At 65.5% G+C, this 19,248-nt stretch carries 18 protein-coding genes and 1 pseudogene; 8 read left to right on the forward strand and 11 right to left on the reverse strand.

Translation table 11 applies throughout. The features are described from left to right. Positions 1-352 precede the first annotated feature (352 nt). The 6 genes and pseudogenes from AC1Q6V_RS18225 to AC1Q6V_RS18250 all read left to right on the forward strand — a co-directional run bounded on the left by AC1Q6V_RS18225 (position 353) and on the right by AC1Q6V_RS18250 (position 6,046). Positions 353-1,498 (forward strand): hypothetical protein, encoded by a 1,146-nt coding sequence (locus tag AC1Q6V_RS18225; RefSeq protein ID WP_412459424.1) that lies wholly within the window; start codon positions 353-355, stop codon positions 1,496-1,498. A 217-nt stretch (positions 1,499-1,715) separates the two neighbouring features. Beyond that, entirely contained in the window at positions 1,716-2,225 is a 510-nt protein-coding gene (locus tag AC1Q6V_RS18230) for a sigma-70 family RNA polymerase sigma factor (RefSeq protein ID WP_058698492.1), read from the forward strand. Between the two features lie 6 nt (positions 2,226-2,231). Continuing rightward, on the forward strand, positions 2,232-3,248 hold the full coding sequence (locus AC1Q6V_RS18235) for a FecR domain-containing protein (protein ID WP_454749400.1): 1,017 nt from the start codon (positions 2,232-2,234) through the stop codon (positions 3,246-3,248). A gap of 184 nt (positions 3,249-3,432) precedes the next feature. Next, on the forward strand, positions 3,433-4,002 hold the full coding sequence (locus tag AC1Q6V_RS18240) for a TonB-dependent receptor plug domain-containing protein (protein WP_492316436.1): 570 nt from the start codon (positions 3,433-3,435) through the stop codon (positions 4,000-4,002). Positions 4,003-4,209: 207 nt separating this feature from the next. Next, positions 4,210-4,581: pseudogene (locus tag AC1Q6V_RS18245) on the forward strand (TonB-dependent receptor domain-containing protein); the annotation flags it as partial. Continuing rightward, on the forward strand, positions 4,517-6,046 hold the full coding sequence (locus AC1Q6V_RS18250) for a TonB-dependent receptor (protein WP_454749399.1): 1,530 nt from the start codon (positions 4,517-4,519) through the stop codon (positions 6,044-6,046). The pseudogene AC1Q6V_RS18245 and the gene AC1Q6V_RS18250, both read left to right, overlap by 65 nt. Positions 6,047-6,202: 156 nt before the next feature. Here AC1Q6V_RS18250 and AC1Q6V_RS18255 read toward each other — a convergent pair whose 3' ends face one another. Both AC1Q6V_RS18255 and phnN read right to left on the reverse strand, forming a co-directional pair. Beyond that, complete coding sequence (locus tag AC1Q6V_RS18255; protein ID WP_010810403.1) at positions 6,203-7,195, reverse strand: tripartite tricarboxylate transporter substrate binding protein; 993 nt, start codon at positions 7,193-7,195, stop codon at positions 6,203-6,205. A gap of 43 nt (positions 7,196-7,238) precedes the next feature. Continuing rightward, positions 7,239-9,044 carry a phosphonate metabolism protein/1,5-bisphosphokinase (PRPP-forming) PhnN gene (phnN, locus tag AC1Q6V_RS18260; protein WP_011616677.1) on the reverse strand — a complete coding sequence of 602 codons (1,806 nt, stop codon included), beginning with the start codon at positions 9,042-9,044 and terminating at the stop codon, positions 7,239-7,241. Positions 9,045-9,398: 354 nt separating this feature from the next. Here phnN and AC1Q6V_RS18265 point away from each other — a divergent pair, with 354 nt between their 5' ends. Next, a complete protein-coding gene (locus AC1Q6V_RS18265; protein ID WP_058698488.1) occupies positions 9,399-9,944 on the forward strand; it encodes a MarR family winged helix-turn-helix transcriptional regulator in 546 nt (181 codons plus the stop codon). Positions 9,945-10,045: 101 nt separating this feature from the next. On the opposite strand, the gene nadC is transcribed toward AC1Q6V_RS18265, so the two are convergent. The 8 genes from nadC to fliL all read right to left on the reverse strand — a co-directional run bounded on the left by nadC (position 10,046) and on the right by fliL (position 15,373). Continuing rightward, on the reverse strand, positions 10,046-10,879 hold the full coding sequence (nadC, locus tag AC1Q6V_RS18270; RefSeq protein WP_010810400.1) for a carboxylating nicotinate-nucleotide diphosphorylase: 834 nt from the start codon (positions 10,877-10,879) through the stop codon (positions 10,046-10,048). 123 nt (positions 10,880-11,002) lie between these two features. After that, complete coding sequence (gene fliR / locus AC1Q6V_RS18275) at positions 11,003-11,788, reverse strand: flagellar biosynthetic protein FliR (RefSeq protein ID WP_439669718.1); 786 nt, start codon at positions 11,786-11,788, stop codon at positions 11,003-11,005. A gap of 28 nt (positions 11,789-11,816) precedes the next feature. Continuing rightward, positions 11,817-12,086: a flagellar biosynthesis protein FliQ gene (gene fliQ / locus AC1Q6V_RS18280; RefSeq protein WP_010810398.1), complete on the reverse strand. Its 270-nt coding sequence runs from the start codon at positions 12,084-12,086 to the stop codon at positions 11,817-11,819. A 40-nt stretch (positions 12,087-12,126) separates the two neighbouring features. Further along, on the reverse strand, positions 12,127-12,912 hold the full coding sequence (gene fliP / locus AC1Q6V_RS18285) for a flagellar type III secretion system pore protein FliP (protein WP_492316437.1): 786 nt from the start codon (positions 12,910-12,912) through the stop codon (positions 12,127-12,129). Continuing rightward, a complete protein-coding gene (gene fliO / locus AC1Q6V_RS18290; protein WP_454749398.1) occupies positions 12,909-13,364 on the reverse strand; it encodes a flagellar biosynthetic protein FliO in 456 nt (151 codons plus the stop codon). The genes fliP and fliO overlap by 4 nt, the downstream gene beginning before the upstream one ends. After that, entirely contained in the window at positions 13,361-13,810 is a 450-nt protein-coding gene (gene fliN / locus AC1Q6V_RS18295; protein WP_010810395.1) for a flagellar motor switch protein FliN, read from the reverse strand. Before fliN ends, fliO begins: the two co-directional genes overlap by 4 nt. Further along, positions 13,803-14,822, reverse strand: coding sequence for a flagellar motor switch protein FliM (gene fliM, locus AC1Q6V_RS18300; protein ID WP_010810394.1), 1,020 nt, complete (start codon positions 14,820-14,822; stop codon positions 13,803-13,805). Before fliM ends, fliN begins: the two co-directional genes overlap by 8 nt. Positions 14,823-14,881: 59 nt before the next feature. Beyond that, complete coding sequence (gene fliL, locus AC1Q6V_RS18305; protein ID WP_011616679.1) at positions 14,882-15,373, reverse strand: flagellar basal body-associated protein FliL; 492 nt, start codon at positions 15,371-15,373, stop codon at positions 14,882-14,884. 442 nt (positions 15,374-15,815) lie between these two features. Between fliL and acnB the strand changes: the two genes are divergently transcribed. Continuing rightward, entirely contained in the window at positions 15,816-18,407 is a 2,592-nt protein-coding gene (gene acnB / locus AC1Q6V_RS18310; RefSeq protein WP_010810392.1) for a bifunctional aconitate hydratase 2/2-methylisocitrate dehydratase, read from the forward strand. Positions 18,408-18,562: 155 nt separating this feature from the next. Here acnB and AC1Q6V_RS18315 read toward each other — a convergent pair whose 3' ends face one another. Then, a complete protein-coding gene (locus AC1Q6V_RS18315) occupies positions 18,563-19,222 on the reverse strand; it encodes a response regulator (RefSeq protein WP_454749397.1) in 660 nt (219 codons plus the stop codon). Positions 19,223-19,248: the final 26 nt, after the last annotated feature.

Below are 19,248 nucleotides of genomic sequence, written 5' to 3' on the forward strand. Positions count from 1 at the left end.
ATCGATGCGAGAGTGGAGTTGCCAGGATATGAGTAATAGGCGGAGGATTCTTTTCGGAGGACTTGCAACGAGCATCGGTGCTTCGCTGCTCCGGTGGCAAACAAGTCTCGCAGGCACTGAGGAGCGCTCTCCGTCGCATCGTCCGGGGGACGAACCGACAAGCGTAAGAAGGTTTGGTGCGCGGGGAGATGGTGTTGCCGATGACACTGCTGCCGTCGCGGCTGCCGTGGCGGGGATTAGGGATGGCGGCACGTTAGTGTTTCCGGCCGGCGGTCGCTACAGGCTGACGGAGGTGGACCTTACTGGAAAGGCGGTCACGCTCATTGCGTACGGGGCCGAAATCATATGTGCCATGGAAGGCAAGGGAGCTATCAGGAAAAGCGATCACGGAAAGAAGCTGACAATCTGCGGTGGCAGATTCACTGGACGGGGTATCGGCGTCAGGTGGGTGACCGGCACCAGCACTACTCAATACGATGATTTCTTGCTGGTCGACGTCAAATTCATGAATGCCGACTACGGGGTGTATCTCGATGGGGTGCGCGAGGGGGCGCTAATTGGATGTTCCTTTGACGGTACGTTTGGTAACAAGGGGGTCTATCGTGTCAGGACAGTCAATACGCAGCTCATAGGCTGCAATTGGAAGAATACGGCGTACATGGTTAATGATGACGGTGACTACAGCCCTTATTCTGCTGGTCTAGTTATCAATGGCGGTGTCGCCATCGGCTGTGCAACTGGCGTCTATTCGCAGGGAACTGATTTGGTAACAATCACAGGGGGAGTGGTGATTGACTATTGTGATGCCCCCGTGGTGCTACGTGGGGTTGACTGCGTCGAGATCAACGGTGGGTGCTACCTATCAAGTCGCGCGCTTCGCGGGGGGGGATCTAATCCCGCGTTGGATGTCAACTTGGCTGACAACGGCGACCCCACCAGAAATCTCAAGATTGGCTTTATTTCAACACTGAACCATTCGAACGGTGCCGGAGCTGATTGCATCCGGCTGCGGGGCGTGGCCTCGGGATTCTTGGTGCACTGTACGATTTCATTCTTTAGACGATTTGGGATAGATTTCGCTGGCTGCACACGCTTCCAGGTTAATGAGAACACGCTGGCTCGAGGGGCTGGCTCGCCTGCCACGATGGCAATCATTGAGTCGGCGGATGGTGACAGTAGCAACGGCGTGAGTCGAAATGATACTGGGGGGCTGCGGATATCTACGCTATTCGCCAGGGTTGAAGGCAACCTAGGGTTCGCTACCGAGGGATGTGGCGAGGCAATGGCAGCTGCAGATGCATCTGCCATGACGGTGAAGCATGGTTTGAGCTATACCCCGGCCAAGAGCGAAATTGTATTGACAGCGACCAATCGAGAGGCAGCGAACGCCAGGCCGTATATCGCGGCGGTTTCACCTACTACATTCACGATCGGTTTTGCATCTGCTACGACGTCAAGTGCGAGTGTCGCTTGGCATGTAAAGAGAAAAACGTTCTGACAGGGCGCTGGGTACCCAGCGCGGCCGTGATTCACTTGGGATCGTGAGGGAGCGGTTCCGCCCAGCAGCGGCCCGCGGGCCGCTGCGAAGGGGTGAGGGGGCGAGCGTCCCCAGGAAGCGCTTGTGGCATCCGTGGATTCCGCCTTAAAATAGAAATAATTCTCATTTGCATAGTGCGCGCATCGTTGGGGTGCGGAAATGAACGAGGGTTTCGCAGGTGGGCGCCGCCGACATTCCGGGCAATCAGCAGGTTCATGTTCTCTATTGCGACCACCATCGGTGGTTGCAGGGATGGCTGCGCCGTCAGCTTGGCAATGCCTGCGATGCTGCCGATCTCGCCCAGGACGTGTTCCTGCGCCTGTTGCGGCGTGAGCCCTGCGATATCCGCGAGCCGCGCACCTACCTGAGCACCATTGCGCGCGGGCTGGTCATCGAGCACTGGCGCCGCCGCGAACTGGAACTGGCGTGGCTGGAGACGCTGGCCCAGTTGCCCGAGCCGCAAGCGCCGTCGCCTGAGAGCCGGCTCCAGTTTCTCGAGACGCTGATCGCGATCGACCGCATCCTCGATGCCTTGAAACCGCGGGTGCGCACCGCATTCCTGTGGGCGCAACTCGAAGGGCTGAGCTGCCGCCAGATTGGCGAGCGTCTGGGGGTATCGCTGGCCACGGCGGAACGTTACGTGGCCACGGCGCTGCGGCATTGCTACACGCTGCGCTTTGGCGAGTAGGCGCCGGTGACCGATCCAGGCAGGCCCACGCAGCCGCGGCCTGCTCTCTCTGTTCCGTCCGATGTCGTCGACCAGGCCATCCGCTGGATGGTCAAGCTCGACTTTGGCGAGGGGGATGCCGTTGCGCACAAGGGTTTTGCACAATGGCTGGCCGCCAGTCCGCTGCATGGCGTGGCCTGGCAGCGCGTGCAGGGCCTGAAGGACGATTTCAGCCGGATTCCGCCGGCCCTGGCGCTCGATACGCTGAAGGCCGTGGGCGAGCGTCGTGGCACGCGCGGCATCCGGCGGCGCCAGGCAATCAAGATCCTTGCGCTGGCTGGTGTTTCGGTACTGGCTGCCGGCGCAGCGCGCGAGCTGGCTCCGTGGCAGTGCCTGCTGGCCGATGCCAGCACCGCCACCGGCGAGCAGCGCACGGTGCGGCTCGACGACGGCAGCACGATCGTGCTGAACACCGACACCGCGATCAGCACCCGCTTCGACGCCACGCGCCGCGTCGTGACGTTGCGGCGCGGAGAGATCCTGGTTGCCACCGGCCACGATACGCCCGTTGCAATGCGGCCGTTCTGGGTAGAGACGCCATTTGGCGGACTACGCGCCCTGGGCACGCGCTTTGTGGTGCGGCTGGAGGACGGGCACGCGCGCGTCAGCGTGCTCGAAGGTGCGGTCGCCCTGCATCCTGCCAACGGCCGGGCCGCCGATGACAACGCAAAGGTGGCGCGAGCCGGCGCGAACTGGTGGCTCGCAGCCGACAGCAGCGCACCAGCACCGGCCCGGCCGTTCACGGACGATGGCCGGGCCGATGGCGTGATCGCCGGCAACGACATGCGGCTTGCGGACCTGCTGGTCGAGCTGTCGCGCTACCGGAGCGGGCGCATCGTCTGCGACCCGTCCGTGGCGGACCTGCGCGTGTCCGGCGCATACCAGGTGCGAGACACCGACCGGGCGCTGACATTCCTTGCGCAGGCGCAGCCCATCAGCATTCGCTACCGCACGCGCTTCTGGGTCAGCGTGGGGCCGCGCTGAACCACGATGCCGGGCGTGCGAGAAATATTTTCAGGAAAAGTGAGGGGATTCCGGTTCTCGACCGGCCAACAGCATAGGAGACCAAAACCTGTCGCTGCCGGAGAGAATGATGTCTGTACCTTGTTTTACCCACGCCCGCCCTGCAAAGTCGCCTCGCATGGCCTGCACGCCGCAACCCCGGCCGTTGGCCATCGCGCTGCACCGTGCCTGCGTCTGCCTGACCTTGGGGGCGGCCGTGGCACCGTTTGAAGCCCTGGCGCAGGCCGCCGATCCGCAAACGCTGCCGGCCGTGACCGTCAGCGCCAGCGTCGATGGCGCCGGCGACCTGCCCGCGGCGTACGCGGGCGGACAGGTCGCGCGCGGCGGCCGGCTCGGGCTGCTTGGCAACAAGGGGGTGATGGACACCCCGTTCGCGACGACCAACTACACCGCACAACGCTTGGAGGACCAGCAAGCCGTGACGCTGGCGGAAGTGCTGGGGAGCGACCCGTCCACGCGCTTCACCGGCCAGATCGGCGGCGTGACCGATTCGTTCTACATCCGCGGCTTCCCGATCAACGAGGGCAACCTGTCCGAGGTGGCCTTCGACGCGGCGTCTACGGGGTCTCGTCCAACTATCACCTGTTCACCGAATACCTGGAGCGGGTCGAGGTGCTCAAGGGCCCGGCCGCCTTACTGTATGGCATGTCGCCTAACAGCGGCGTGGGCGGTGTGGTCAACGTGGTGCCCAAGCGTGCGCTGGCCACGGACCTGACGCGCTTTACGCTGGACTATGCTTCCGACGCGCAGGTGGGCGGCGCCGTCGACCTGAGCCGCCGCTTCGGCGAGAAGCGTGAATGGGGGGTGCGCTTCAACGGGCTGCACCGCCAGGGCCCGACCCCGCTGGACAACCAGAAGTCGCGCGCCGAGGTGGCCCGCCGTCACGCCGCTGGCCGGCATCGTGTACAAGCCCTGGCAGCATGTGTCCCTGTACGCCAACTACGTGGAAGGCCTGAGCAAGGGCGACATCGCGCCCGCCACCGCGTCGAACGCGGGCCAGGTGTTCGCGCCGTACAAGACCAAGCAGCAAGAGGTGGGCGTGAAGCTCGATGCCGGTAAGGTCATGGCCACGCTGGCCGTGTTCCGCATGACCAAGCCCAGCGGCCAGCTGTTCGGCACGGTCTATGCGATCGACAGCGAGCAGCGCAACCAGGGCATCGAGCTCACGCTGTCTGGGGAGGCCTGGAAGGGGGTGCGCCTGCTCGGCGGCGTCGCAGTTCGGGGGCAGCGTGGATATCTGCCGCCGCCTGGGCAGTGCCAGCCAGTTCGGCATCCGCTTCAACGGCAGTTACCTGGGTGGCGGTACCGCGCTCGACAACCAGTCGCGCCGCGCCACCTCGGGCGCGCTGGCGCTGGACTACCAGGGCGAGCGCTGGCGCACCACGCTGGATCTGATCGACCAGCGCGAACGGATTTCCGCGCCGTCGCGGTTGCTGCATATCGTGCCAGGCATCGCCGTGCCCGACGCGCCGGATGGCCGCCGCAATATCTCGCAGCCGTGGGAGCAATCCCATATCCGCGACGGCTCGCAGCTGCTGCGCGCGGAGTACGACCTTGCCGACGGCGTGACCTGGTTTGCCGATGCCGGTGGCGGGCAGACGCACGTGGCGCGGCTGTTTGCCATCACGCCAACCATCTTCGATGCCGCGGGCGATGTGGCGGTGGCCGACTCCAACTATCGCTTCCAGGTGGCGCGTGTCAGCGCCGACACCGGCGTGCGCGCGCGTTTCCAGACCGGGCCGGTGAGTCACCAGCTCAGCGTCGTGGCCAGTGGCTACCACGACAAGCTCGGGCGCGCGTACAACACTGCCAGCACGACCGCGCTGACCAACCTCTACGCGCCCGCGACGCTGCCGTTCCAGGATGTGCCGGCGCCGTCTGGCGTGCCGACCGTATCGAAGACACGGCTCACCGGTGTGGCATTGGCCGATACGCTCTCGGTCCTTGACCGCCGCCTGCAACTGACCCTCGTCCTGCGCCACCAGCGTGTGCAGTCGGAGAACTTCAATGCTGACGGAGGACTGGCCTCGCGCTATGACCAGGGCGCGTGGACGACGCTGGCGGGGTTGGTGGTCAGGCCGTGGCAGCAGGTGTCGTTCTACGCCAATCGTATCGAGGGGCTCAGCAAGGGCGATATCGCGCCGGGCAGTGCCAGCAATGCCGGTGAAGTGTTCGCCCCGTACAAGTCGCGCCAATACGAGGTAGGGCTAAAGCTGGAACAAGGCGGCATGCGCGCCACCATCAGCGCATTCCAGATCAGCAAGCCCGGCGGGGAGCTTGCTGGCTCGTTGTTCGCCGTCAACAGCGAGCAGCGTAGCCGGGGTCTCGAATTCGGGCTGTACGGCGAGCCCGCCAGCAACGTGCGCTTGCTGGCGAGCGCTGCACTGCTTGACGCAACCATCACCCGCGACGCGGACGCCGGCACGGTGGGCAGGTCCGTCATCGGCGCCCCGTCGCTGCAGGTGAACCTTGGCGCTGAATGGGACGCCTCGTGGCTGCCGGGTCTGACACTGAGCGGCGCGCTTGCCTACACCGGGAGCCAGTATGTTGACCAGGCCAACGCCCAGAGCTTGCCAGCCTGGACGCGCGTGGACCTGGGTGCGCGCTATCGGACCAGGATGGCCGGGAAAGACACGACTCTGCGCCTCTATCTGCGCAATGTGTTCGACCGCCGTTATTGGGCCGCGGTGGACAGCTATGGCGGCCTGGCCATTGGCGAGCCGCGTACGTTGATGATGTCGGCCACGGTCGGCTTCTGATCCGGCCTGATGGCCGACCGGTGCCACCGGATCGTCGCGGCCATCCCGCAGGCACGAACGCGCTCTCACGGGGCTGGCTTGCGCCCGCGTGGCAACGATGTACTACGGGAAGTCGGGGGATCCGTCTGCTGTGGCCTGGCCGGTGCCCCAGCCGGGTCAGTCGACGAGCAGATTTATCTTCGTCGTGAATTTCTGCCAGCGATCGATGTCGGCGCTCACCAGCTTCTGGAATTCAGCGGGCGTGCTTGTCGTCGTGGCAAAGCCGAGCTGCGTCAGCGATGCCTTGACCTCGGGCCTGGCGATGGCCCTGGCGATTTCCGTGTTGAGCCTTTGCACGATCTCGGGCGGCGTATTTGCCGGGGCGAGGATGCCGAACCACTGGTCGACGTCATAGCCGGCCACGCCAAGCTCGCTCACGGTGGGTACGTCAGGCAGGAACGGCGAGCGTGCCTTCGACGTGACGGCCAGCGCGCGCAGCTTGTTGCTTTTCAGGTAGGGGATGGTGTTGGTCAGCGTGTTGACGCTGACATCGGCCTGGTTGCCGAGCACGTCGGCGATGGCGGGGGCGCAACCCTTGTACGGCACGTGCAGCATGTCCATCCTTGCCGAGACCTTGAGCAGTTCGCCGGCCAGATGCTGCGGGGTGCCGTTGCCGCACGACGCATAGCTGGGGGGTGAAGGGCTCTTGCCCGCCGCCAGCAGGTCGCTGAAGGTGCGGAGTTTCGAGTGCGATGGCACGGCGATCACCGATGGCACCGAAGCGAAGGTGATGACGGCGCTGAAATCGGACTTGGGATTGAACTGCAGCTTCTTGAAGACGCTCGGGTTGATGGCAAAGCTGCTGTTGACAATGAGCAGCGTATAGCCGTCGGCAGGACTCTTGGCGACGAACTCGGCGCCAATATTGCCGCTGGCGCCGGGCCGGTTGTCGATCACCACCGGCTGCCCCAGCGACTTGCTGATGTCGGCCCCGATCAGGCGCGCGAGAGAATCGGTCCCCCCTCCGGCCGGGAACGTCACCACCATGCGGATCGGCTTTTGCGGGAAGGTACTGGCGATATTGGCTTCGGCGCGCCCGGGCAGGGTGCCCAGGCTGCCTGCGACAAACAGGAGCGATGCCAGACTGCTGACGACGGATAGGGGTCTCATTGATATGCCTCGTCGGTTAGGGTGAAGGAAGCGGGAAAGCCGGTCAATCGGGGTCTATACGCACCGCCTGGCAGCACTCGCCGCCGGCGCGCACCAGTGCTGCAGCCGCCTCTAGCGCTTCAGCGGAGTCCGAGTGGATACGGTAGAGCGGTTGCCCTGGCGCCACCTTTGCACCGATCGCGCACAGCATGTCGACCCCGGCACCGCCATCGCGCGGCGCGCCGGCGGCGCGCGCCACGCCGGAAATCTGCAGGCCATCGACGCCCGCCACCCGGCCCCGCGTGGTGGCGGGAACGACCAGCGTATGCGTACCCGGCGCCACTGGATCGCAGCGGACGCCCTGCGCGGCGGCGATGCGATCGAACGCGGCCCTGGCCTTGCCTTCATGCAGCAGCGCCGCCGCAATTTGCATGCCGTGTTCGGGGGAGTCCACGCGGGGATCGAATGCGATGATTTCGCCGGCAAAGCGCAGGGCCTTGTCGCGCAGGTCGGCGGGCGCATCGGGAGCGTTGTCGAGCACGAGTCGGACGTCGCGCACTTCCAGTGCGGGGCCGATGCCGCGGCCGATCGGGCCGCTGCCGTCCGTGACCAGTGCGCGTACGTGCAGGCCCAGTCCCTTGCCGACGTGTTCGAACAGCGCGCCCAGCGCCTCGGCGTCGGCGCGTGTTGCCAGCTTGGTTTGCGGCCCGTAGGGCAGGTCGACGATGACGTGGGTGGCGCCGGCGGTGTACTTTTTCGACAGGATCGACGCCACCGACCAGCGCCGCGAATCGAGCCGCAGCGGGCGCGTGATGGCGTTCATCACATCGTCGACCACGGAATGGTTCAGCCGTCCGTTCCAGGCGATGCAGGCGCGTGCCTGGGCCACGCATCGGCGCACGTCTTCATGCGCCAGGTCGACCCGTGCGATGGTCTCCATGGCATCGGCGGTGCCGGCGGCAGAGGTGATCGCGCGTGACGATGTCTTGGGCATCGCCAGCCCGTAGGCCGCGACGATCGGCACCACGATCAGCGTGATGCGGCTGCCGGGAACGCCGCCCATCGAATGCTTGTCGACGACTACCGGTTCGTCCCAGTCGATGCGGGGTGTGAAGGCGGTACGCGCGCGCGCCAGAGCCACCACTTCCTCGTCCGTGAGCGTGCGGGTTGCGGCAACCAGGAACTCGGTCAGCTCGGCCTCGGTGTAGCGCCCGGCGATGGCGTCCTGCAGCACGGCAACGTAGGCCGCTTCGTCGAGCGGCTCGCCGCGCAGCTTGGCCATAAGGTTGGTGCGGCTGGCCGGCCGTTCGGCGGCGGATGTCCTGGTGCCGGTGCGCAAGGCTTCGACAAAGCGTGCCGTGCCTGCTTCCAGCGTGCTGTGGTTCGACACCGTGATACACGGGACGTGTGGCGGCACCGGAGCTCCCGCGCGTGCCACGCGGCTGGCAACCTGGTCGCCCGATTCCCGCCCGCGTGCGGCAATGCGCCGGGCAAGCACGTCATGCGGTGCCGTTACCAGGACCACCACGAAACGGGGCAAGCGCGCCGCGAGTTCCGCGATGACGCCGCGCGAGCCATTGGCCACGACGTTGCGGCCGCGTTCGAGCTCGCACATCAGGGACTTGGGCAATCCGTAGCGCAGGTCGTGCGCGTCCCAGGTCACCAGGAACTCTCCGCTTCGCTGGCGCCGCGCGAACTCGGCCTCCGTGACACCTTCGTGCTCTTCGCCAGCAGACCCGTCGGGACGCGTGATGACGCGCCGCGCAAAAACGTAGTCGCCGTCGAGCGCGGCACGTGCACCGTCGATCAGGGAGTCCTTGCCAGCGCCACTGGGCCCCACAACAAAGAAGAATGTGCCGGTCGCCTTCATGAGTATTACCTTAGATGTCGAAGTTATGTGGCTATGCTAGCACCGGCCAGGGGGGTGTCAAGATAAGTTCGATGTCTAAGGTAATGCAAACAACGGGCCAGCGCCCGCAAATCCAGTGTGTACGCGGGATTCGCGGACTTGTAGGGGAAAACACGGGGATACGGGTGCGCAGTGACGGTGCCTCATGCATGGGTTGCGGGCATCGTGCACTGATGGAGTGAACGCTACATGGAGAGGCATGGCCGATGAAGCGGTGATGTCGGCGTGCGAGCGCCGGAGGCGCTATCATGTGCGCTGTCGCTGGCACCGGGCCGTCCGCTGCCGCATGCATACGCTCTACTTTCCCTCACGACTATGGCCACAAAGAAACCGGATGCTCCGGTCCCGATCACGCCTGCGGATGAAGCCGATGAAGAACGGCTTGCCCACCTGGTGAAGGATGCCGCCCGGGCCTACATCCGGGCGCTGCAGCTGCGGCTGGCGGAACATTCGGTTTCGTATGGCCACTGGACCATCCTGCGTATCCTGTGGCGCCATGACGGCGTGTCGCAGCGAGAGCTGAGCGAACGCGCCGGGGTGACCGAGCCGACGACGTTTGCGGCAGTCAAGGCGCTGGAGGCGCTGGGCTACGTGGAACGCACGCATCTTCCTGGCAACAAGAAGAAGGTGCATGTGTTCCTGAGCAAGACCGGACGCGGGCTGCGCCGCAAGCTTGAACCGCTGGCGACCGAGGTGAATGAACTCAGCGTGGCAGGGCTGAGCGAAGAAGACGTGCTGACCACGCGCCGCGTGCTGATCACGATTGCGAAGCGGCTGGTCGCCGACGAAGCCGCGTCGGCGGAACATGGCCGGCGGGTCCCGTCCACCCAGGAGGTAGGGCGCCTGCTCTCGGACCTGTAGACGACCCGCAACGGAAAAGACCCTCGCCGGGCGAGACCGGCAAGGGTGAATGCCTTGGGTAGAAGGCGTGAATCGGTCAGGGGGCCTGAGCCCCGCGGGTGTCAGGCTTCGTCGAGCCCGATGTCCACGGCAGGGGCCGACTGGGTGATCTTGCTCGTGGAGATGTAGTCCACGCCCGTTTCCGCCACGGCCCGGATCGTTTCCAGGCGGATGCCGCCTGACGCCTCGACTTTGGTCCGGCCATTGACGATCTGCACGGCTTCCTTCATGTCGGGCACCGACATGTTGTCCAGCATGATCACGTCGACACCGGTTGCCAGTGCTTCGTGCACCTGTTCCAGCCGGTCGCATTCCACTTCCAGCTTGGTCAGCACGGGCAGCTTGCGGCGCACGCGTGCCACGGCGGCAGCGATGCTGCCGCACACGGCGATGTGGTTGTCCTTGATCATCACGCCGTTGTCCAGGCTCAGCCGGTGGTTCAGGCCGCCGCCGCAGGTCACCGCATGCTTTTCCAGCGCGCGCAGGCCCGGCGTGGTCTTGCGGCTGTCGATCAGGCGCGCCTTGGTATGGGCAATGGCCTGGGCATAGGTTGCCGTATGGTTGGCGATGCCGCACAGACGCTGCATGATGTTCAGCGCGGTGCGCTCGGCCGTCAGGACGCTGCGTGCATTGCCGCTCACGTTAAGCAGCACCGCGCCTTTTTCAACCTTGTCGCCGTCGGCGACGCGCACATCGACCGACAGCGTCGGATCGTAGCGCGCGAAGATGCGTGCCGCCACGTCGATGCCGGCGATAAGCATCGGCTCGCGGGCGTTCATGCAGAAGGTGCCGGTCTCTCCCGGTTCAATCATGGTCTGGACGGTCAAGTCGCAGATGCCGATGTCTTCGGTCAGCCAGAGGTCGATCAGCTTGTCGGTGGCGAAAATGTCGTACATGAAGGGCTCCTGAACGGTGGTTGCGGTACCTCATAAATCTTAGAGATCGAAGTACATGGCGCAATACTAGCCCTTTCAGGCGCCATGTCAAGTAATATTCGAGATCTAAGATAAAGCGCAAACCTACCGCGCAAACTGCCCCAGCACCGTCCCGACCGCCTCCAGCCCCGCCTCGATCATATGCTGCATGTAGGTGCCCATCTGCGGCATTACCAGCATCAGCACCAGCAGGCCGCCGGACAGCGTGACCGGGAAGCCGACCGCAAAGATCGACAGTTGCGGCGAGGCGCGGTTGAGGATGCCCATCGCCAGGTTCAGCGTCAGAAGCGCGGCGATCATCGGCAAGGCCAGCAGCAGCCCGGACGAGAACACCATGCCGCCGGCGCGGGCCACGGCCATGGCGCCGCCGGCGGACAGCGGCGTGCCGCCGATGGGCAGGCCGCTGAAGCTGTCGACCAGCGCGCCCAGCATCAGCAGGTGGCCGTCCAGCGCCAGGAACAGCAGCATCGCGATCAGGTTCAGGAAGCGCGACAGCACCATGGTCTGGCCGCCGGCGGCGCGGTCGAAGAACGAGGCAAAGGACAGGCCCATCTGCAGGCCGATGATTTCGCCGGCCTGCTGCACGGTGGCAAAGACCAGCCGCATGGCAAAGCCCGTGGCCAGGCCGATGCCGACTTCGTTGAGGATGATCATCAGTCCGCCGAAGGAGTACACCGGCACCACCGGCAGCTGCGCGATGGTGGGCGACACCACCACCGCGATCATCGCGGACAGCGCGATCTTGGCGCGGCGCGGGATGGTGGACTCACCGAACAGCGGCGCGGTGCCGATCAGGGCCAGGATGCGGAAGAAAGGCCACAGGAACGCCGCGAGCCAGCTGTAGAGCTGGGCTGAGGTGAATTCGACCACGGGCGGGAGGGCGGGGGGCTGGCCAGCGTCAGTGCGCCAGCGCGGGAATGCTCTGGAACACCTCGCGCATGTAGTCGACCATGGAATTGATCATCCACGGCCCCGCCAGCACCATGGTGGCGAACAGCGCGATCAGCTTGGGGATGAAGCTCAGCGTCATCTCGTTGATCTGCGTCGCGGCCTGGAACAGGCTCACCACCAGGCCGGCGGCCAGCGCCACCAGCAGCAGCGGGGCGGCCAGCAGCAGGGTCATCTTCATCGCCTGGGTGGCGATGGTCATTACGGTCTCGGGTGTCATGGCTCGGACTCTGCGGTGGGTGGCGGGCGTTGGGGCCGTGTCAGTTCATGAAGCTCTGCGCCAGCGAACCGAGCAGCAGCTGCCAGCCGTCGACCAGCACGAACAGCATCAGCTTGAACGGCAGCGAGATGGTGGCCGGCGGCACCATCATCATCCCCATCGCCATCAGCACGCTGGCGACGACCAGGTCGATGATCAGGAACGGGATGAAGATGGTGAAGCCGATCTGGAACGCGGTCTTCAACTCGCTGGTGACGAAGGCCGGCACCAGGATGCTGAGCGGCACTTCCTCGGGGCCCTGCATCTCAGGCGCCTTGGCCATGTGCGCGAACATGGCCAGGTCTTTCTCGCGGGTCTGGCGCAGCATGAAGGCCTTGAGCGGCTCCGCGGCCTTGGCCGCGGCGGCTTCCAGGCTGATCTTGTTTTCCGACAGCGGCTTGTAGGCGTCGTTGTAGACACGGTCGAACACCGGTGCCATCACGAAGAAGGTCAGGAACAGCGACAGGCCCACCAGCACCTGGTTGGGCGGCGAGGTGGCGGTGCCCAGTGCGCTGCGCAGCAGGCCCAGCACGATGATGATGCGGGTGAAGCCGGTCATCAGCAGCATCGCCGCAGGCAGGAACGACAGCGAGGTCAGCAGCACCAGCGTCTGCACCGGCAGCGACCAGATCTGGCCGCCGCCCGGGGCGGGCTTGCTGATGACGCCGGGCAGTGCCTGGGCCCAGGCCGGCGCGGGCGCCAGCGCGGCAATGGCCAGCATCAGCGCGAGCAGGGACAGCAGCGGGCCCGGCAGCGGGCGCCGCAGCGCGGCACGCGGGGAATTCATGACTTGAAGTGATTTTGCATCGAACGCAGCAGCTTTTCGGCAAAGGTGCCGCCACCCGGCTGTTGCGAAGGGCCTGCACCGCCGGTGGCGGCGAGGGGATTGGCTGCGGTGGTGCCCGCAGGCAGGGTATGCAGTGGCCGGATTTCGCCGGGGCTCACGCCCAGCACCAGCCAGGTATCGCCCACTTCCACCAGTACCAGGCGCTGGCGCGCGCCGAGCATGGTGCTGCCGACCACCTTCATCGCGCCGCCGGTGGCCTGACGGACCAGGCCGGCACGCCGGGCCACCCAGGCCATGCCCAGGATCAGCGCGACGATGGCGAACAGCCCCAGCCCGGCCTGCGCCAGGCTGGCCGCGCCGCTGATGGCGGGCGCGTGCGTGCCGTCGGCGGCCATGGCGGCCTCCGGCAGCGCCGCAAGCACGGCCAGGCTGGCGCGCGTGTGCATGATCATTTGTTCAGCTTCCGGATGCGTTCGGACGGCGTGATGATGTCCGTCAGGCGGATGCCGAACTTGTCGTTCACCACCACTACCTCGCCCTGCGCGATCAGGTAGCCGTTGACCAGCACGTCCATCGGTTCGCCGGCCAGGCCGTCCAGCTCCACCACCGAGCCCTGCGCCAGCTGCAGCAGGTTCTTGATGGGCACCTTGGTGCGGCCCAGTTCCACGGTCAGCTGCACCGGGATATCGAGAATCATCTCGATATCGTTGCGGAAGCCGCTCGGCGCTTCCTTCGCCAGCGGCTGGAACACGGTGGCGGCGGCCGGAGTGGCCGCGGGTTGGGCCGCCGGTGCGGCAGCTGCGGGGATCCCGGCGGATGTGGCGCTGGTCTGCTCGGCCAGCGCGCTGGCCCAGTCGTCCATCGGATCGACGGGCTTGTCCTCGATGCCGTCACTCATAATCGCTGTCCTCGGTGTCCAGGTGGGAATCGCCGTCCTGGTGATTGATCATTCGTTCTACCCGCAGCGCGTACTGGCCGTTCATCGTGCCGAAGCCGCATTGCATGACGGGCACGCCGTCCACCTTGCCGAACACCTTCTCCGGCAGCTCGATCGGCAGCACGTCGCCGGCGCGCATCGCCAGCACTTCGGCCACGGTGCTCTGCAGGTGCGCGAACTCGGCCACCAGCTCCACCTCGGCCGCGCGCAGCTGCGTGGACAGTTGCGTGACCCAGCCCTTGTCGACTTCCTTCTCGTCCTGCAGCGGATTCATCAGCAGGTCCTTGAGCGGCTCGATCATCGCGTACGGCAGGCACACGTGGAGCTGCCCGCCGACGGCGCCCAGTTCGATATGGAAGGCGGTGGTCACCACGGCCTCGTTGTGGGTGGCGACGTTGGCAAACTTGGGGTGCATCTCCGAGCGGATGTACTCGGTCTCGATCGGGTGCACGGTGCGCCAGGCGTTGCCGTAGCTGGCCAGCGTCAGCTCCAGCATGCGCTGGATGATGCGCTGCTCGGTCTGGGTGAAGTCGCGGCCTTCCACGCGGGTGTGGAAGCGGCCGTCGCCGCCGAACAGGTTGTCCACCACCAGAAACACCAGGTTCGGGTCGTAGACGAACAGCGCCGTGCCGCGCAGCGGCTTCAGGTGGACCAGGTTCAGGTTGGTCGGCATCGGCAGGTTGCGCGCGAAGTCGCCGAATTTCTCGATCCTGATGCTGCCCACGGTGATGTCCGCGCCGCGGCGGATGAAATTGAACAGCGCCGTGCGCATCGAGCGCGCAAAGCGCTCGTTGATGATTTCCAGCGTGTGCAGGCGGCCGCGGATGATGCGCTCCTGCGTGGCCAGGTTGTAGGGGCGCACACCGCCCTCGTCGAGCGCAGGCTCGCTGGCCTTGGGCGTATCGGCTTCGCCGGATACGCCCTTGAGCAGCTCGTCGACCTCGTCTTGCGAGAGGAACTTGTCGTAGGCCATCTAGTGTCCTGCCCCTTGTGCGGCGTTATGGATGAATCCGGTGCGGCCCTGGCTTGCGCTTACTGCACCACGAAAGAGGTGAAGAGCACGTCCAGCACCCGCTGCGCCGGCAGGCCGCTGGCAAACGGCTTGCTGATGGTGTCGCGGATGTCGTCGGCCAGCTTGCGCTTGCCTTCGACGGTGGCCAGGTCGGCCGGCTGCCTGGCCGACAGCAGCAGCAGGATGCGGCTGCGTGCCTCGGGCAGGTACTGGGCCAGGCGAGCCTGGGTCTCGGCATCGGCCACCTTCAGTGACAGGCCGGTGTGCAGGAAGCGGTCGCCGTCGTCGCTGCGCAGGTTGACGGTGAACGCGTCCAGCGGCACGAAGATCGGCGGCGGCACGACCGGGGCGGCAGGCGCGGCGGGCGCCGCCGGCTGGCGGTTGCTCAGCACGCTGCCCAGCACGAAGCCTCCGGCGCCCAGTGCCACCACCAGCACGCCGGCGCCGATCAGCAGCAGCCGGCCGCGCTTGCCTGTGTTGCCAGTCCGGGGAGGGGAAGCCGTGTTCGCCATGAGAAGCCTGTATCGGAATGCCTGCCATTCTTCCGGAATCGCAGGCCAGCAAAGGGCCGAAAAAAAGGGGGAAACCCTTTCAGCTTGGCCATTTGAGCGGAAAGGGAGCAGGCACGGCTACGCGAGCGGGCGCCGTTTGTTGCGCGCCTGCAGGCTGGTTAACGCTTGATGTCGTGTGAACTTGAGTGCCGGTGCAAGCTGCCGCGATTCCTGGCCGGGCCGCCGGGCAGGTCGCGGGAGCGCCGCCATGCATTCCCTACTACGCCAGTCGGGTAGTGATTCATGTGGGTTTGCACGTCCTTCAATCTCCAATACGTTGATTTGCATGATGTTTTTTGTCTTCACTCTTATATAAGATATAAGACATTTGACCAGGGAGCGGCTTCAGACTACAATCGCGACGTAACGAGATTTTCTAAACCTAATTACTCAGCAGGTTCCCATGCTTGAAAACTATCGCGCACATGTGGCCGAGCGCGCCGCGCTTGGCATCCCCCCTCTGCCCCTGACCGCCAAGCAGACGGCCGAGCTGGTCGAACTGCTGAAGAACCCGCCCGCCGGTGAAGAGCAGACCCTGGTGGAGCTGATCACCTACCGCGTGCCGGCCGGCGTGGATGACGCCGCCAAGGTCAAGGCCTCGTACCTGGCCGCCGTGGCGCTGGGCAAGGAAAAGTGCGCGCTGATCTCGCGCGCCAAGGCGACCGAGCTGCTGGGCACCATGCTGGGCGGCTACAACATCTCGCCGCTGATCGAGCTGCTGGACGATGCCGAAGTGGGCACCGTCGCCGCCGAGGCGCTGAAGAAGACCCTGCTGATGTTCGACGCCTTCCACGATGTGAAGGAAAAGGCCGACCAGGGCAATGCCAACGCCAAGGCCGTGCTGCAAAGCTGGGCCGACGCCGAGTGGTTTACCAGCCGTCCGGAAGTGCCGCAAAGCCTGACCATCACCGTGTTCAAGGTGCCGGGCGAAACCAACACCGACGACCTGTCGCCGGCCCCGGACGCCACCACCCGCCCGGACATCCCGATGCACGCGCTGGCCATGCTGAAGAACAAGCGCGAAGGCGCTGCGTTCCAGCCGGAAGAAGACGGCAAGCGCGGCCCGGTCAAGTTCATTGAATCGCTGAAGGAAAAGGGCCACCTGGTCGCCTACGTGGGAGACGTGGTCGGTACCGGCTCCAGCCGCAAGTCCGCCACCAACTCGGTGCTGTGGTTCACCGGCGAAGACATCCCGTTCATCCCGAACAAGCGCTTCGGCGGCGTGTGCCTGGGCAACAAGATCGCCCCGATCTTCTACAACACCATGGAAGACGCCGGCGCGCTGCCGATCGAGCTGGACGTGTCGAAGATGGAAATGGGCGACGTGGTCGAACTGCGCCCGTATGAAGGCAAGGCCCTGAAGGACGGCGCAGTGATCGCCGAGTTCAAGGTCAAGTCCGACGTGCTGTTCGATGAAGTCCGCGCCGGCGGCCGTATTCCCCTGATCGTCGGCCGTGGCCTGACCGCCAAGGCGCGCGAAGCGCTGGGCCTGGCCCCGTCGACGCTGTTCCGCCTGCCGCAGAACCCGGCCGATACCGGCCGCGGCTTCACGCTGGCGCAGAAGATGGTCGGCCGCGCCTGCGGCCTGCCTGAAGGCAAGGGCATCCGCCCGGGCACCTACTGCGAACCGAAGATGACCTCGGTGGGCTCGCAGGACACCACCGGCCCGATGACCCGCGACGAACTGAAGGACCTGGCCTGCCTGGGCTTCTCGGCCGACCTGGTGATGCAGTCGTTCTGCCACACCGCCGCCTATCCGAAGCCGGTCGACGTCAAGACCCACCACACGCTGCCCGAGTTCATCAGCACCCGCGGGGGCATCTCGCTGCGCCCGGGCGACGGCGTGATCCACTCGTGGCTGAACCGCATGCTGCTGCCCGACACCGTTGGCACCGGCGGCGATTCGCACACCCGCTTCCCGATCGGCATCAGCTTCCCCGCAGGTTCGGGCCTGGTGGCCTTTGCCGCCGCCACCGGCGTGATGCCGCTGGACATGCCGGAATCGGTGCTGGTCCGCTTCAAGGGCAAGATGCAGCCCGGCGTGACGCTGCGCGACCTGGTCAACGCGATTCCGCTGTACGCGATCAAGCAAGGCCTGCTGACCGTGGCCAAGCAAGGCAAGAAGAACATCTTCTCGGGCCGCGTCCTGGAAATCGAAGGCCTGCCCGACCTGAAGGTCGAGCAAGCGTTCGAGCTGTCGGATGCATCGGCTGAGCGCTCGGCCGCCGGTTGCACGGTGCGCCTGAACAAGGACCCGATCATCGAATACATCAACAGCAACATCACGCTGCTGAAGTGGATGATCGCCCAGGGCTACCAGGACCCGCGCAGCCTGCAGCGCCGCATCAAGGCCATGGAAGCGTGGCTGGCCGATCCCAAGCTGCTGGAGCCGGACGCCGACGCCGAATACGCCGCCGTGATCGAGATCGACCTGGCCGACGTGCATGAGCCGATCGTGGCCTGCCCGAACGACCCGGACGACGTCAAGACGCTGTCCGAGGTGGCCGGCGCCAAGATCGACGAAGTGTTTATCGGTTCGTGCATGACCAACATCGGCCACTTCCGCGCAGCCTCCAAGCTGCTGGAAGGCAAGCGCGACATCCCGGTCAAGCTGTGGGTGGCTCCGCCGACCAAGATGGACCAGAAGCAACTGACCGAGGAAGGCCACTATGGCGTGTTCGGCACCGCCGGTGCCCGCACCGAAATGCCGGGCTGCTCGCTGTGCATGGGCAACCAGGCACAGGTGCGCGAAGGCGCCACGGTGATGTCGACCAGCACGCGTAACTTCCCGAACCGCCTGGGCAAGAACACCAACGTGTACCTGGGTTCCGCCGAACTGGCGGCGATCTGCTCGCGCCTGGGCCGTATCCCGACCAAGGAAGAGTACATGGCCGACATGGGCGTGCTCAACGCCAATGGCGACAAGATCTACAAGTACATGAACTTCGACCAGATCGAGGACTTCAAGGAAGTGGCCGACGGCGTGACGGTGTAAGCCGCGCAGTCAGGCTGGCATGAAGAAGGGGCCCCGCTTGCGGGGCCCCTTTTGTATTTGGATTTCGCCGGCTTGACGGGTGGCATACGCCACCGCCACCAAATTGCCGCTGGGATGTTCCCTCTCCCCATGAGGAGAGAGGGAGAACACCTTGCTCAGGCTAGTTCGGGCGGTTTTGGAGCACCCAGCGGAATCCCCTGGCGCGCGGCGTACGCCACCACCTCCGCGGTATTGTGCAGGTCGAGCTTGCGCATCAGGTTCTCGCGGTGCTTGCGCGCAGTCAGCGGGCTGATGTCGAGTTGCGCGGCAATGTCGCCGGCGGTGGCGCCGCGCGCGATCAGCATCAGGATCTGCAGTTCGCGCCGGGTGAGCGTGGCAATTCCGTCCGGTGCCGCGGTGGCTGGTGCAGTGGCGCGCGCGGCCACGAAGTTGCGGCCCTCGCGCAGGGCCATGAGCGCGGGCACCAGTTCGCTGATATCGCCGCTCTTGACCAGGTAGCCATTGGCGCCCGCATCGATCGCCGCGTGGGCCATGCCCGCGCCCGCGCTGCCGGTCAGCACCAGGATGCGCAGCGGAGGATGCCTTGTGCGCAGGCGTTCCACGAAGGCCAGGCCATCGACGCCGGGCATGCCCAGGTCCATCACCAGCAGGTCGGTCGGTACCCGTTCCAGGAGCCCCAGCAGTTGCGCGCCATCTGCTGCCTCGCCCGCCAGCACCAGGTTGCCGACGCCGGACAGCACTTGCTTGAGGCCCTCCAGCACGATGGCATGGTCATCGGCGAGGGCCACGCGGGTCGGGACGGAAAAGCGGCTCATCGCGGCAGGTGCATCGGTGGCGAATG

Source organism: Cupriavidus sp. GW823-FHT07B10 (assembly GCF_058794355.1).